A 13,553-nucleotide genomic window follows, 5' to 3' on the forward strand; every position below is an offset into this window, starting at 1 on the left:
ATTGAATAACTAGAAGGGGAGGGGACTGTTTGAAAAGATGGTATTATCAGCTTTCTCTTCGCCAACGGCTGCGTATTTCCGTTCTGATGCTGACCATTCTCTCCATTGCATTAACGGGTATTATGTCTTATTGGATTGCCTTTAGATCGACAGAAAGGGGGGCATTTATTTCCAGTCAGAATACGTTGAATAAATCGGCGCGTGTGTTGGACGAGAAGCTTAGGCACATCATTGTGGCAGCTTCCTCCATGATGCTAAGCGATCCATTTAAGTTAGCGATGGAAGACGTATCGGCGAATGTGGCAACAAACTACTATACGCGGTTATCCTCTCTGCAAACGCCTCTTGGACAAATGAAATTGATCGAGCCGTCGATTCAATCTGTTTTGATCTATACGCCAGTCGGCGAACTGTTTGCTACAAATGATCTTAGGAACAGTCAGGTTAGCCTTAGGGATACGACCTTAGCACGTTATTTGGATAGGACGGATCGTGTCGTTTGGGTGGAAGATCATGAGGATCTCCTGTTCTCGGGGAAACAGAGGGTCATATCGATGGTCATGAAGCCTGTCACGGATCACAATGTACGTGATGTTTATGTCGTCGTTAATGTGAAAGAAGACGCACTTCGCAGTGTCGTCACGGACGATTTGCTCGATCATGCCAGTACGTATTTTCTGATTTCACGGAGTGGCGAGACCGTTCTGCCGATCAATAGCCCGAGGTCCGCCTTTCAAGATGATCCAGCTTTTCTAGCGCAACTGCAATCTCAAGACCGTGGATTTTTCAAATACAACCTTGCAGGCAAGCCTTATTTAGTCAATTATTCGCGGTTGACCATGACCGGCGACTGGACGATGGTTAGTTTGCAAACCCAATCGGATCTGCTGCGTCAGGTGAACAAGATCAAAACAACCACGCTCATCATCATGTTATGCTGTATCGTCTTAGCCTTCATCTTGTCCAATGTCATCTCGAGCGTGCTGCTCAAGCCGCTGCATAAGCTGCAGGGACTGATGAAGAAGGTAGAAAACAATAACCTGGAGGTAAGGTTTTCCAGCAACTATAAGGATGAAGTCACGCAGGTAGGGTTGAAATTTAACCGAATGCTGGAAGAAATCGCCTCGCTTATTGAGAATGTGAAGGATGCCGAATTCGAGAAGCGCAAGATGGAAGCGAAAGCGCTCCAGGCGCAAATCGATCCGCATTTTCTATACAATACCTTAAACACGATTCTATGGAAGTCGGAGTCCGCCCAGAACCATGACGTTTCCGAGATGATTGCCTCGCTCTCGCTGCTGTTCCAGCTAGGTCTCAACGGCGGCAACGAAATGACGACGTTATCCAAAGAAATAGACCATGTCAGGCAATATCTGACGATTCAGCAAAAATGCTACGAGGATTTGTTTCAATACACGATTGAAGTGGAGGATGACTTGCTGCTGGAGGAAGACATATTGAAAATTATCTTGCAGCCGCTGGTGGAAAATGCCATTCTACACGGATTTCAGGAAATGGAACAGATGGGGATCATCAGGATCTCCATCACACGTTCAGCTGCTAGTCTGCTGCTTAGGGTGGAAGATAATGGCGCAGGCATGGACGTCCAACCCGTCATGGCGAATATGCGGGTCGAGCATCCGCCACAGAAAAGCTATGCCCTTCGTAATGTCTATGGACGATTGCGGCTGCATTACGGCAGTGAGGCTAACATCGAATTGTCCAGCGAACCCTATGTATCTACCTCGGTCACACTAATCATACCACTAGCAGATGAGGGATATAACGATGACGACAGAACTTAGGATGTGTGTAATTGATGATATCAAGACAGTGGTGGAAGGGATCACAGGTCAAATTGATTGGGAATCGCATGGTATTCGCATTGTCGGAACAGCAAGCAATGGCGAGAATGGCATTGAACTCATCCACAGAACGGAGCCCCACATCGTCCTGACTGATATTCGCATGCCCAAAATAAACGGTTTGGAGATGACCAAGCAGGTTCTGAAAAAACTTCCGCGCACAAGAATTGTTTTTCTAAGCGGATATACCGACTTTGAGTATGCGCAGCAGGCCGTTCAGCTTGGCGCTTTTGATTATATTGTTAAACCCTATACACCGAGGAAAATTATTGAAGTGGTCCTAAAGGCGAAATTGTCGATTGAGGAAGAAATAGGCGAAACGCAGCGGTATCATGAAATGGAAAGAAAGCTGCGGGAAAGCTTGCCGTATCTGAGGCAGGAATATTTTCAACTGCTGCTGCAATTTCGCACAACACCGGAACAAGCGGTCAAACGTTGGGACTTTTTGAACATTGGACTGGAACGGGAGCACTTCGTTGTTATGCTGACGGAAATCGATCAGTTTGCCGAACAAACCGAGACTTTGCCTGTGCAGGAGGTAGAGTTGATTCGATTTACGGTACAAAATATTTTGGAAGAAACATTAAGGGGTTTCACCAAAGGATTTGTGTTCCGTGATAACACGAACCGGTTTGTCGCCATCTTCAATTTGCCCGATTACCTGAGCGTGGAAGCCATTGCCGAACAGTGTCGTGAAAATGTAGAGAAGTATTCCAGATATACGGTGTCCCTGGGTCTTGGGGAAGAAGTTTTGGCGATACATCAAATTTCGTATTCCTATGAGCAGGCGCTCTCTGCCCTTTCTTACAGTTTCTATACGGGCGGCAATACGGTATACAGCTATCAAAATATGAGTACGGAGCACGAAACAGCGCCGCGCTACTCGCCAGAGAAGGAAAAAGAGCTTTTCTATTGTCTGCGGTCCGGCAACATGAACAAAGCATTTGATATCGTAGACGAGCTATTTGTGGCAACCGTGACGAGCGTCGTACCTCCGGCGCCAGAAGCGGTGAAGGGGTACTGCGATGATTTGGCTTTTCTGATCAATCGTGTTTTCTCAGAGAAACTCACTTCGGAAGAGATGAAACAGATCGAACGCCAGTTGATGCAAATTAAAAATCAACCCTTGTATAAACTCAAGGAGCTCCAAGGCAATATCAAGGAACTATGCAGGATCGGCTGCGAATTGATTCAGAAACGACATGTGGAGGATGCGAATCAAGTGGTGGAGCAAGTGATTGCGCATATCCGTCAACATGTCGCCTCCAACATGACTGTTAATGATTATGCCAAGCTCGTATATTTGAGCGGCAGCTATTTTGCCAATCTGTTCAAGAAAGTCACGGGGATGACCGTCGTTCAGTTTGTGACAACAGAGCGGATGGAGCAGGCCAAGATTATGCTCGCCCAAGGCAAACAAGTGCAAGAAATCGCCCAAGCCCTTGGATACGAAGACAGGCCGCATTTCAGTGAATTGTTTAAAAAACATACAGGTAGAACGCCCTCTGAATTTAAACAGTTGTATAGCGCAAAGTAGGGAGTAGCGCCGCGCTGCGTCGTGTGGAGCAGTCCCCTTAACGAGTGTGGAAAGGCCGTCCCTTCAGTGCGTGTGGAGAGACGCGCGCGGATCCTGGGCGCGCGTTGTGTCGCCGCCGCATGGCGGCTGTCAAACCCCACGCGAGGGCCGCCACGCCTGCTAACGAACTGTATCATCCTTATTGACGCGAAAACGGCAGCTTTTTCAATCTAATGAACTCTAGCCATGTTATGAAGCAGAATAGGGGCGGAATTGTGATCATTTGCCTGCAATAACGCATCTGGAATTCTTTAATATTTCAAATATGCCCATTTCGGGCCAATTAAGGGTTATGGAGTTCGTAAGTATATGCTTACCATCGGAAAAGGGGCTGTCCCGCAAGGTCAATGGACCCGGCGGAACAGCCCCTTCGTAATATCAATCAAGAGAGCGAATTATATAGTTGATGATATCTCCTTCATAGGCCATTCCCGAGTAGAAGAGCATAAATTCGACGGGAATATCCACGGTGAGCACATCTTCCAATATTATCGGGATGCTGGGAGCGACATCGGAAGATTGCAGGATCCAAGACTTGCTTTTCCAAGCGAGTGCTCCTTCGGGGCCTGCAATGAGATCTTCGTTACCTGCCTCGGCAACGAAAATATACATGCCACCTACTTGATTCCAAGTAGCTATACCTTTGAATTGAACAGATTGGAGGGTCAGTCCAGTTTCCTCTTTAACTTCACGAACAACGGCATCGTGTGGCGTTTCACCGGGCATAATCTTGCCTCCCACACAATTCCACATATGTTGAAAAGGGGGGGTGTTCCTTCTAAGCATCAAAAATTGAAGATCCTTATAAATAAAGCAATGCACATAGGGAATATGCATCATTACTGCACTAGCAAGCTAATTAATTTCTCTTTAAAAAGAGAATTATTAATCGTTTTGCAAACTGTAGCATTAGGAGTATGACCTGCAAATCCGTCCGAAATAGCAAGTTTGCTGCCGTCATTTATAATCACCTGACCATAGGTAGCTTCTTCTGTTGTACATACATAGCAATAACACAATTTGTCCTCCGCCACAATTTCATTCCAAAGCACAACACCCATTGCCACAGCATCAGGTAAATCAACGATATGTTCATTGCTTCTTTGTAAATTGTATGCAAGCAAGGAGCGGTTGCAGTTAACGGAGAACTCAGCTTCTTTCTTACCGCTTGCGAGCAGATCAGCCATGTCTTCCTTATTCAAAGCAGCTTCTCCCAGACATACGTCAAACCCAATGATCGTAGTAGGTATGCCTGAGCCCAGCATAATACGGTAAGCCTCTGCATCGACATACACATTAAATTCAGCAACAGGCGTGGTATTCCCGGGGCCAAAGCCGGATGTGCCCATGGTGAAAATATGCTTGACCTTTTTCATAGTTTCTGGTGCTCTCATGATGGCAAGAGCAATGTTCGTAACTGGACCTATGGTAACAATTTCGATTTCACCAGGGTTATTTTCAATAATGTCAAGGATCGCATCCACGGCATGTTTGCTTTCTGGTCGGAGAGTAGGATGAATTAGATCACAATCGCCCATGCCATCTTCACCATGAACATTTACGGCAGTAACCAAATCACGCATCAGTGGTTTGGCAGCTCCTACATAAAGAGGCGGTTGCTGCCCATTAGCCACTTCGATAGTCATTAGTGCATTGTTAGTTGCCAATTCAACAGGGACATTGCCACAAATGGTTGTTATCGCTTCCACTGTAACATCCGTTGATTTTAAAGCCATAATTAACGCTACAGCATCATCACTTCCAGTGTCTGTGTCAATAATTAATTTTCTCATATAAGAGACCTCCATTTCGTATTTGATCTCATTATATAAACCCGTTTACAATGAAAATAGGTCAAATGACCAAAAACGAAAGAAGGTGAACATATGGATTTGAAAGAGATTATGAATGAGGTACCGACATCTGTTAAGCAAGAATTTATATATAGAAAGCATAAGAAAGGCAGCTTGATTATTCATCCGAATGAACAAAATAATTATTTGTATATCCTTACTGCCGGCTTGGCTGAAGTGTATAGACAAAGTTATGAAGGAACGATGCTTTCGCTATATTTGTATGATTCCTATAGTTGTTTCGGGGAAATTGAAATTTTTAATGACCAAATGAAAACGCTCGGTGTGATTGCCAAAGAAGATTGTGAAACGATTGCTATCCCGAAAACAAAAGTGTATGAATGGATGAGACTCGATTTTAATTTCAATTGTTACTTGATTAAGCAACTTGCTTCCAAACTAATTTCAAGTTCGGAAACCGCCGCGCAGCTATCCTTGCTAACAGCGAAAGATCGTATTTTATTAAGCATACTTAATCATTATAAAGTTGGTGATTTAGAGAACCTTACCAAGCAGTTGTTATCCAGTGAGGTCTGCGTGCCAATTAGAAGTTTGAATCGTTCCATTGCTCAGTGCATGAATGAGGGTTTTATCAATTATCAACGCAAGAAATTTACCGTAAATTCGATTGAAGAGATGGAGAGGTATGTTGCAGATTTATTGTGAAAAATAAAACAAGGCTGCCGTGAAATCATCGGCAGCCTTGTTTGCGCTATTGCTTGTTGCGGTAAGTGCGGGGCGTCGTGCCGACGAGTTTTTTGAAGGCGCGTCCGAAATACGAAAAGCTGTTAAAGCCGACCGATTGCGATATTTCCGTAATCGGCATATTGGTGTTCGCGAGCAGCCGCTTCGCATGATGAATCCTCGTGTGGTTGAGGAAATCCGTAATCGTCAGGCCGATCGTTTTTTTGAACAAATGGCACAGGTAATACGGGTTGATATAGAGATCCTGGGCAAGCTTCTCCAGCGGAATATCGGATTGGAAATTTTGCGATAAATATTTCACGGCTTCTTCGATTTTGGGGTTGATCGTATTTCTGGCAATCGGCTCCAGTTCCTGCTCCGACCCATTAAAGACAAGCCGATGTATTTCCAGAAGCATCTCATTCAGGTATATTCGCATAGTAAGAAAATCGTCCGTATTCAGCATCGTATATTCTTCATGCAGCCGTTCCAGCAGGTATTCGAAATGCCGGAGACGGTCGCCGCTCAGGCGGATATGCCTGTGTGGGTTGCTGCGGTCAAATACAGCCAGGAATCTCCCGCGGATTTCGGGGTCCAGCAGTTCCGGCAGAAAGTGAATGGCTGAACGTGTGCTGGGCATTTGCAGCTTGGGCGAACTTTTGTGAGCTTCCAGCGTACTGATGAGGATCATATCGTTGCCTTCGAGCGGGTAGATGTTTTCTTCAATCAGAAAGTAGCCGCTGCCTTCATGAAACAAATAAATTTCATAGCCAGCGTGTGAATGGAAGTTCATGTAAAAGTTTTTTTCGGTTTCCTTATATTTCATATGGATGGGTAATTCTTGAAGTTTATTGTTTACGAAAAGGTCGGTTGATTGATAAATTTGATCTTCCATATCCCAATCCCCCTGTGGTAGAATGCGCTCTCATTCATTTTACGGTCAAAAAAGTAATAAAGCAATATTGGTATGGTTTTACGCAATTGATCGAGAGATTTGCATCCGTTTTCATACTATACTTGGACTCAAGGCCGCTAATCACATAAATCGGAGGTGGCGATACAGAGAACAGCGGTATACAACCAGAGGAGTGGGATAAAGAGAATGGCTGTTGTTATGAAAGAACATATAAGAAATGCTGCCGATCGTGTTTATCGCTATATGACGGAAAGCAGATCGACCGACTGGGGAATGAATATCCATGAATGGGATTGGGTCCCGGGTGTCGGTACGATTGCCTTGCTGCATTATTACGATAGAACAGGCAATAAGGATGTATTGGACTATTTAATCAGGTGGGTCGAGCGAAATCAAGAGAAAGCAGGTCGTACGAAGGTGATTAATTCGATGGCGCCTTTTGCCATATTTCCCCGATTGTACGAACTAACCAAAGAGACATATTATTTAGATCAAGCGAAACAAATTTCACAGTGGATCGTGCAAGAGGCTCCGCGCACGCGTGAAGGTGCGTTCGAGCATACGGTTACGGAAAAAGACAGTTTCCCTGAACAGGTGTGGGCTGATACGATATTCATGGCTGTGCTGCTCCTTGCCCGCACGGCAAAAGCAACGAATGACGCGAGTCTTGCCACGCAAGCGCTGGAACAGGTAAGCTTGCATTTGCGCTTGCTGCAGGATGAAGCAACGGGAGTTCTGTTCCACGGATGGAACTGCGTGAAGGAAGACCACTTGTCCGCAGCAAGATGGACACGTGCGAATGCCTGGGTTTGCGTGGCCGTGCCGGAAATCCTGCAAGAGATCGCAGGACTCGTTGCGATTCCTGAACAAATCAGAGAAAGCTACAAGCGGATGATGGACGGTTTAATCACTTATCAAAACGAACATGGTTTGTGGCACACGGTGATGGACCGCTCAGACTTTTATCAAGAGACGTCAGGCAGTGCGGGTATTGCCTGCGGAATGATGCTGGCTATCCGCACTGGCATGCTGAATGAGAGTTATCGTGTGCATGTTTCCAAAGCATTAGATGGCGTTCTGAGCAAGATTAACGCGACCGGGGAAGTGAACAGCGTTTCCGGGGGGACACCCATCATGCCGACGATTGAGGCTTATCAATCCATTGAGCAAATTCCAACCTTATATGGTCAAGGTCTTGTTCTGATGCTGCTGGCGGAGTGCTCGGGTCTTGCGTAATCGAAAGTTATTTTTAGTCCTGGAGGGTTAGGCATGAATGTACAAACTTCTGCGTCAGCTAAGACCGCCCCCCGCAAACGTTCACTGCTGCGAAGCATGTACCGCTATCGCAGGCTGTATGTGCTCGCGCTTCCCGGCATCATTTATTTTCTGCTGTTTCATTACTTGCCCATGTGGGGCGTGCTGATTGCGTTTCAAGACTACAGCCCGTTTCAAGGGTTTTTCGGAAGTGAATGGGTCGGTTTCAAGCATTTTGTGGATTTCTTTCAAGGGGACAATTTCTTAAAACTGCTGGGCAATACTTTGATGATCAATTTGTTGAAACTCGTCTTATTCTTTCCCGCGCCGATTGTGTTGGCGCTGCTGCTGAATGAGATTCGAAATGCGCTATACAAGAGGTTTGTGCAAACGATTGTTTATTTGCCGCACTTTTTGTCCTGGGTCATTGTCATAGGTATCTATTCACTGATGTTTTCTTCCACAGGCTTCGTTAATGAACTCGTCGTCATGTTTGGAGGAACAGCCAAGAAGTGGATGATGATGCCGGAGCTGTTTCAAATTACGATCGTACTGCAAAACATATGGAAAGAAACGGGCTGGGGGACGATCATTTTCCTTGCAGCTTTAAGCAGTGTATCGCCTGAACTTTATGAGGCCGCTGTGATGGATGGCGCGAGCCGCTGGCGCCAGCTGTGGAACATTACACTTCCATCGATCCGTCCGACGATCATCATGCTGCTCTTGCTGCAGCTAGGGCATATTCTGAATACCGGTTTCGAGCAAATCTTCTTGATGTTGAATCCGCTCGTACTGGATGTGGGAGACGTATTTGCAACTTATGTGTATAGGGAAGGGATTCTCCAAGGGGACTTCAGTTTTGCCTCAGCGGCTGGGTTGTTCAACTCCCTCGTAGGACTCATTCTCATTCTGGGCGCAAATAAACTCACCAAAAAACTAGGCGAAGAAGGGCTCTTCTAGAGAGGTGAAACCATGAGATTTAAAAGAACCTTGAGCGAAGTCCTATTTGATCGCTTGAATTATGTCCTGCTTGCTCTTATATCGGCGGCTATGATGCTGCCATTCGTCAATGTCCTTGCTTCGTCGCTGTCCAGCGGGGTAGAACTGAGCAGAGGAGGACTTGTACTCTGGCCGCGCGGATGGTCGCTGGAAGCATACAGCTATATTTTCAAGCAAGGGGATCTGATCAAAGCGTTAGGCGTAACTATCTTCATTACCGTTATTGGTACAGCGTTAAATCTAATTATTACATTTACACTCGCTTATGCCTTATCCAAATCGCAGCTGCCCTTCCGCAATCCGATGCTGATGCTGGTGTTCTTCACAACACTTTTCAGCGGCGGGATGATTCCTACGTTTATCCTGGTCAAGAATCTGGGTCTGCTGGACAGCCTATGGGCGTTAATCATTCCCGGAGCGGCAAGCGCATTTAACATCATCATTGTAAAATCTTTCATGCAGACCATCCCGGATGGACTCGAAGAGTCGGCTACGATTGACGGCTGCACCGAATATGGCACATTCTTCCGGATTGTGCTCCCGATTTCAATGCCGATTATCGCAACCATGATTTTATTTTACGCTGTAGGACATTGGAACGAGTTTTTCCAAGCTATTTTATATATCAATAATCCGTCCAAATGGCCGATGCAAGTGTTTTTGCGCCAAGTTTTGTTGGTCCTAAGCTCATCAGAGCTCAATGCGTCTATGATCGATCAGGATCAAATGATGGAATTGGCAGAACCGATCAAAATGGCGATGGTCATCGTGGCTACAGTGCCAATCGTTATCGTGTATCCGTTTTTGCAAAAATATTTTGTGAAGGGCGTTATGATCGGTTCGATCAAGGGTTGATTTTCAAAACGTGATATACATTCGGCTTTCTATTCTAAGGAGGATAACGAAATGAAAAAGCTATCTCAGAAAACGATTTACACCTGCTTCACCGTTCTTATCGGGGGAACGCTCATTTTATCCGGTTGCGGCAAAACAGAAGATACCTCGTCAACAGCCAAAGCGACAGACAACAAGGCTTCCGCAGCTCCTTCGAAACCGGTGCCTATCGCGTTCTCGATGAACGTGAATACCGTTCCCGATGTGGATAACAACGATGGTATTAAGTGGTTAAATCAAAAGTTTAATATGGATCTGAAATTCACGCCGATTCCAAACTCGAATTTTCAAGAAAAATTCAATGCCATGGTAGCTTCCGGTTCAATGCCGGATGTATTCACCTTTAACTTCGATGCCACCGCAATTCGACTTATTAAACAAGGAGCTATTGCTCCGCTGGACGAGGTTATTGCGAAATATCCGAACTTAAAATATTCGAAGCTGCATTATGACAATGTTAGCTATAACGGCAAGATTTATGGCATTCCAATCGCCCGTTCACTGCTTTCCGCTCCGAATGCACCGTTGATCCGCCAAGATTGGCTGGATAAGCTGAAGCTGCCGGTTCCTAAGACGCTGGATGAGCTGTATGCCACGATGCAAGCGATGACGAACAACGACCCGGACGGCAACGGCAAGAAAGATACTTACGGCCTGCAGCTTGGTGAAATTACCGGTCGCGTAGGCGACTTTAATGGTCGGGAATTCTGGGGAGCAGGCGATTTGCTGTTCAGTTTCGGTCTGGACGGTTCCGGGTGGGTGCTGAAAGACGGTCAACTTGCCATGAATGAATCGCTGCCAGAGTACAAAACCTATCTAGATTGGTTGAAAAAAGCGGTTAGTGAAGGCCTCGTCGATCCCGATTTTGCCTTGAACAAAGCGAACCAGGCACAGGATAAATTTTTCAAGAATGGTAAAGGCGGTATTGCTTTTGACTTCGTATCCGTAATCCGCAATTTTACAACGACTGTTCCCAAAACAACACCGGGTGCCAAATTGACAGCCTTCGAACCGCCGGTTGGACCTACAGGTAAAAGCGGCGTTGTGTCTGGTCCAGGCAACGTGGGTGCGATCTTTATCAGCTCGACAGCTGCTAAAGATGCCAATAAAGTGAAGACGATTATGCAATGGCTGGACTATGGTCCTTCCAAGGAGAATGGATATGTCGCAGCAGGCACGCAAAAATACAATAAGCTTCAGAACTTCGGTTTGGAAGGCGTAACATTCAAAGCGAACAGCGACGGCAATGTCGAAGTGACGGACAAGGATAAGCTGCAGAAGCTGGGCGGCGGCTACATTTTACCAACACAAGCGCTTCCGAGCCCGGAAAACACGAACTATACCAAAGATTCCGATGATCCGGAAACATTGAAGCTGGAAATCGCAGCGAATGATATTTTGCTCAAACATCTCAAAGCAAGCCCAATTGCTGGACTGCAATCGGCTACCGAGCAGAGCACACCAGATATGTACATGGATATTGTCAAAGCCAAAGTTAAATATGTGATGGGTCAATTGAGTGCTGCGGAGTGGGATCAGGCGTTGAAAGCTTTTATGGATAAAAATGGAACCAAAGTAACGCAAGAGTACAACGAAGCGCTCAAAGGTGCTAAGAAGTAAGACAGCTCCCCCGGTTCTCGGGGGATTTTTGTCGAGTTATCTTTGTATAAAGGTGGATATCAGACATGAAGGAACAAGCGCTGAAACAACTGTATAACGGCATTGTGGAAAAGATGTGGAAGGATTTCGACCCGCAAGGGCTCGCGCTCAAGACGAGAAGGGGACCAGCCTACAATTATCACACGAATGTGCGCAATGCCGAGGTTCACATGATCCGGGAGTCATTCTACTTCGCTTTGGCGCTGCTGGATCGTCAGTCACAAGGGGATAGCAAGCTTGCAGCAGATATCATTGGACGTTTGCTGGATTTCCAAGAGCTGGACAAAAATCGTCCCAACTACGGAATATGGCCTTACTACTTGGAAGAACCAATCGCGGATATGGCTTCTCCTGATCGCAATTGGGCTGATTTTTGCGGCAAAGCGCTTATTCAGGCCTATGTGGATCATGCGGATAAACTGCCATCCGAACTGCTTGGACGAATGAGAGTTTCGTTGGAAGCGGCAGCCATGCTCATTATGCACCGTAATGTGATGCCATCGTATACGAACATTTGCATTATGGGAACCTATGTGACTCTGCTGGCCGGAGAATTGCTCGGGAACAGGGAGCTGTTCGCGTATGGACGAAGCAAATTGGAGCTGCTGCATGACTATTGTACGCTGCACGGCGCTTTCACCGAATACAACAGCCCGACCTATACGGTTGTGGCGATCGAGGATCTATCGCTCATGCTGCGGCACATTCGGGATGAGGCTAGCCTCGCTATGATTCGAGAGCTGCATGACATGGCCTGGGCATCTGCTGCCGAGCATTATCACAGCGCTACACAGCAGTGGGCGGGAGCACACAGCCGATCCTACGAAACGATTCAAGGAAAAGGTTATCTGTCCTTTCTGCAGCTGGCAGGGCAAGGGCGTCTTCATTTGCTGGAAGAAGAGGAATTGGAGATTAACGCCTTGTGGGCCCGCGTTGGGTTGAACATGCCTGACGTGTATGTCCCCTATTTCAGTCAAGCACGAACAGCTTCGTTTACCCAGAAGGTGATCGTCCAAGGGCCGACGCCGGTCGTTGCGTCTTCCTATCTAACGCCTGAATTTACGTTAGGTTCTTTCAATCATTGTGATCTATGGAATCAGCGCAGACCCTTGACAGCATATTGGGGAGAAGCGAAGAAGGTATCTAGTTTGCGTTTCCGCTGTCTGCATGACAATTATGATTTCAGCTCGGGCCTGCTGCATTCGGTTCAGCATCGCGGTTTGCTGCTCGGCATTGCTCAGTTCTGCTCCGACCATGGTGACAAGCATTTTGTGTTGGATCCGATCCAGGGCACAATCAATGCCTCCTCCTTGCTATTCCGGTTTGAATTTGGCGGGGATCGAAGCCAGCTTGTGCTGCCGGATCGTCTAGAACTGGGCCAACCGGTGCTGATACGTACGCCTGACGTTACCATCGGACTCCTGTTTCAGGAATGCCGCTTTGGAAGCCACAAGCCACAAATTCGCGTGACCGAAGAGGACACGAGCACCTCGCTTGAGATTGTTCTGTATGAAGGAGAGTCTACAGAATTAAGGTTGACTGAGCTTAGTGAAGCCCATCTAGCATTCGGATTAACCATCGATAGCGCGAATTGCCCAGACGATGAAATAGGGGCCAAGCTTGCCAGTATGACACTGGCAAACAAAGATGGAAAGGTGCAGCTTGTTTATGAAGATGCCGCCAAGAAGCTGAAATTGGAGGCGCAGCAAGGTGTCTTGCCGTTCCGCCCATCCATGCAGCTTGTGGCTGGCAGCAAGGAGATTAAAATCGAAGCAGGGGCGCCGATTTGGTCGGTGTGAAAGAAGGAGCGGTTGTCCGCTCTGCAACAAATATGTAAGCGCATCCAATACGCC

At 46.6% G+C, this 13,553-nt stretch carries 11 protein-coding genes; 8 read left to right on the forward strand and 3 right to left on the reverse strand.

Annotated features, from left to right (window positions below):
* Positions 1-29 precede the first annotated feature (29 nt).
* Positions 30-1,805 (forward strand): sensor histidine kinase, encoded by a 1,776-nt coding sequence (locus tag LOZ80_RS37070; RefSeq protein ID WP_238169167.1) that lies wholly within the window; start codon positions 30-32, stop codon positions 1,803-1,805.
* Positions 1,789-3,402, forward strand: a complete 1,614-nt coding sequence (locus LOZ80_RS37075) for a response regulator (RefSeq protein ID WP_238169168.1) — start codon at positions 1,789-1,791, stop codon at positions 3,400-3,402. The genes LOZ80_RS37070 and LOZ80_RS37075 overlap by 17 nt, the downstream gene beginning before the upstream one ends.
* Positions 3,403-3,819: 417 nt before the next feature.
* Here the strand turns inward: LOZ80_RS37075 and LOZ80_RS37080 are convergent, their stop codons facing one another.
* Both LOZ80_RS37080 and LOZ80_RS37085 read right to left on the reverse strand, forming a co-directional pair.
* Complete coding sequence (locus LOZ80_RS37080) at positions 3,820-4,281, reverse strand: NUDIX hydrolase (RefSeq protein WP_337950987.1); 462 nt, start codon at positions 4,279-4,281, stop codon at positions 3,820-3,822.
* Positions 4,281-5,234, reverse strand: coding sequence for a nucleoside hydrolase (locus tag LOZ80_RS37085; RefSeq protein WP_238169170.1), 954 nt, complete (start codon positions 5,232-5,234; stop codon positions 4,281-4,283). The genes LOZ80_RS37080 and LOZ80_RS37085 overlap by 1 nt, the downstream gene beginning before the upstream one ends.
* 93 nt (positions 5,235-5,327) lie before the next feature.
* On the opposite strand from LOZ80_RS37085, the gene LOZ80_RS37090 reads away from it, so the two are divergent.
* Positions 5,328-5,960: a Crp/Fnr family transcriptional regulator gene (locus LOZ80_RS37090; RefSeq protein ID WP_238169171.1), complete on the forward strand. Its 633-nt coding sequence runs from the start codon at positions 5,328-5,330 to the stop codon at positions 5,958-5,960.
* 46 nt (positions 5,961-6,006) lie between these two features.
* Here the strand turns inward: LOZ80_RS37090 and LOZ80_RS37095 are convergent, their stop codons facing one another.
* The gene (locus LOZ80_RS37095) at positions 6,007-6,873 is read right to left on the reverse strand and encodes a helix-turn-helix transcriptional regulator (protein ID WP_238169172.1); all 867 of its coding nucleotides are present in this window, start codon (positions 6,871-6,873) and stop codon (positions 6,007-6,009) included.
* Between the two features lie 207 nt (positions 6,874-7,080).
* Between LOZ80_RS37095 and LOZ80_RS37100 the strand changes: the two genes are divergently transcribed.
* From LOZ80_RS37100 to LOZ80_RS37120, 5 genes are all read left to right on the forward strand, one after another.
* The gene (locus tag LOZ80_RS37100) at positions 7,081-8,130 is read left to right on the forward strand and encodes a glycoside hydrolase family 88/105 protein (RefSeq protein ID WP_238169173.1); all 1,050 of its coding nucleotides are present in this window, start codon (positions 7,081-7,083) and stop codon (positions 8,128-8,130) included.
* A gap of 33 nt (positions 8,131-8,163) precedes the next feature.
* Positions 8,164-9,108 carry an ABC transporter permease gene (locus tag LOZ80_RS37105; protein WP_238169174.1) on the forward strand — a complete coding sequence of 315 codons (945 nt, stop codon included), beginning with the start codon at positions 8,164-8,166 and terminating at the stop codon, positions 9,106-9,108.
* 12 nt (positions 9,109-9,120) lie between these two features.
* Positions 9,121-10,002, forward strand: a complete 882-nt coding sequence (locus LOZ80_RS37110; protein WP_238169175.1) for a carbohydrate ABC transporter permease — start codon at positions 9,121-9,123, stop codon at positions 10,000-10,002.
* 51 nt (positions 10,003-10,053) lie between these two features.
* Positions 10,054-11,661 carry an extracellular solute-binding protein gene (locus tag LOZ80_RS37115; protein ID WP_238169176.1) on the forward strand — a complete coding sequence of 536 codons (1,608 nt, stop codon included), beginning with the start codon at positions 10,054-10,056 and terminating at the stop codon, positions 11,659-11,661.
* 65 nt (positions 11,662-11,726) lie between these two features.
* Positions 11,727-13,499 (forward strand): DUF8769 domain-containing protein, encoded by a 1,773-nt coding sequence (locus LOZ80_RS37120; RefSeq protein ID WP_238169177.1) that lies wholly within the window; start codon positions 11,727-11,729, stop codon positions 13,497-13,499.
* Positions 13,500-13,553: the final 54 nt, after the last annotated feature.

Source organism: Paenibacillus sp. HWE-109, assembly GCF_022163125.1.
Lineage (GTDB): Bacteria > Bacillota > Bacilli > Paenibacillales > NBRC-103111 > Paenibacillus_E.

Bases quoted from the DNA above. Each gene is read 5' to 3' on its own strand.
- LOZ80_RS37085 (WP_238169170.1), bottom strand. From the start codon at position 5,234: ATGAGAAAATTAATTATTGACACAGACACTGGAAGTGATGATGCTGTA.
- LOZ80_RS37100 (WP_238169173.1), top strand. From the start codon at position 7,081: ATGGCTGTTGTTATGAAAGAACATATAAGAAATGCTGCCGATCGTGTT.
- LOZ80_RS37095 (WP_238169172.1), bottom strand. From the start codon at position 6,873: ATGGAAGATCAAATTTATCAATCAACCGACCTTTTCGTAAACAATAAA.
- LOZ80_RS37075 (WP_238169168.1), top strand. From the start codon at position 1,789: ATGACGACAGAACTTAGGATGTGTGTAATTGATGATATCAAGACAGTG.
- LOZ80_RS37080 (WP_337950987.1), bottom strand. From the start codon at position 4,281: ATGATGCATATTCCCTATGTGCATTGCTTTATTTATAAGGATCTTCAA.
- LOZ80_RS37110 (WP_238169175.1), top strand. From the start codon at position 9,121: ATGAGATTTAAAAGAACCTTGAGCGAAGTCCTATTTGATCGCTTGAAT.
- LOZ80_RS37115 (WP_238169176.1), top strand. From the start codon at position 10,054: ATGAAAAAGCTATCTCAGAAAACGATTTACACCTGCTTCACCGTTCTT.
- LOZ80_RS37090 (WP_238169171.1), top strand. From the start codon at position 5,328: ATGGATTTGAAAGAGATTATGAATGAGGTACCGACATCTGTTAAGCAA.
- LOZ80_RS37105 (WP_238169174.1), top strand. From the start codon at position 8,164: ATGAATGTACAAACTTCTGCGTCAGCTAAGACCGCCCCCCGCAAACGT.
- LOZ80_RS37120 (WP_238169177.1), top strand. From the start codon at position 11,727: ATGAAGGAACAAGCGCTGAAACAACTGTATAACGGCATTGTGGAAAAG.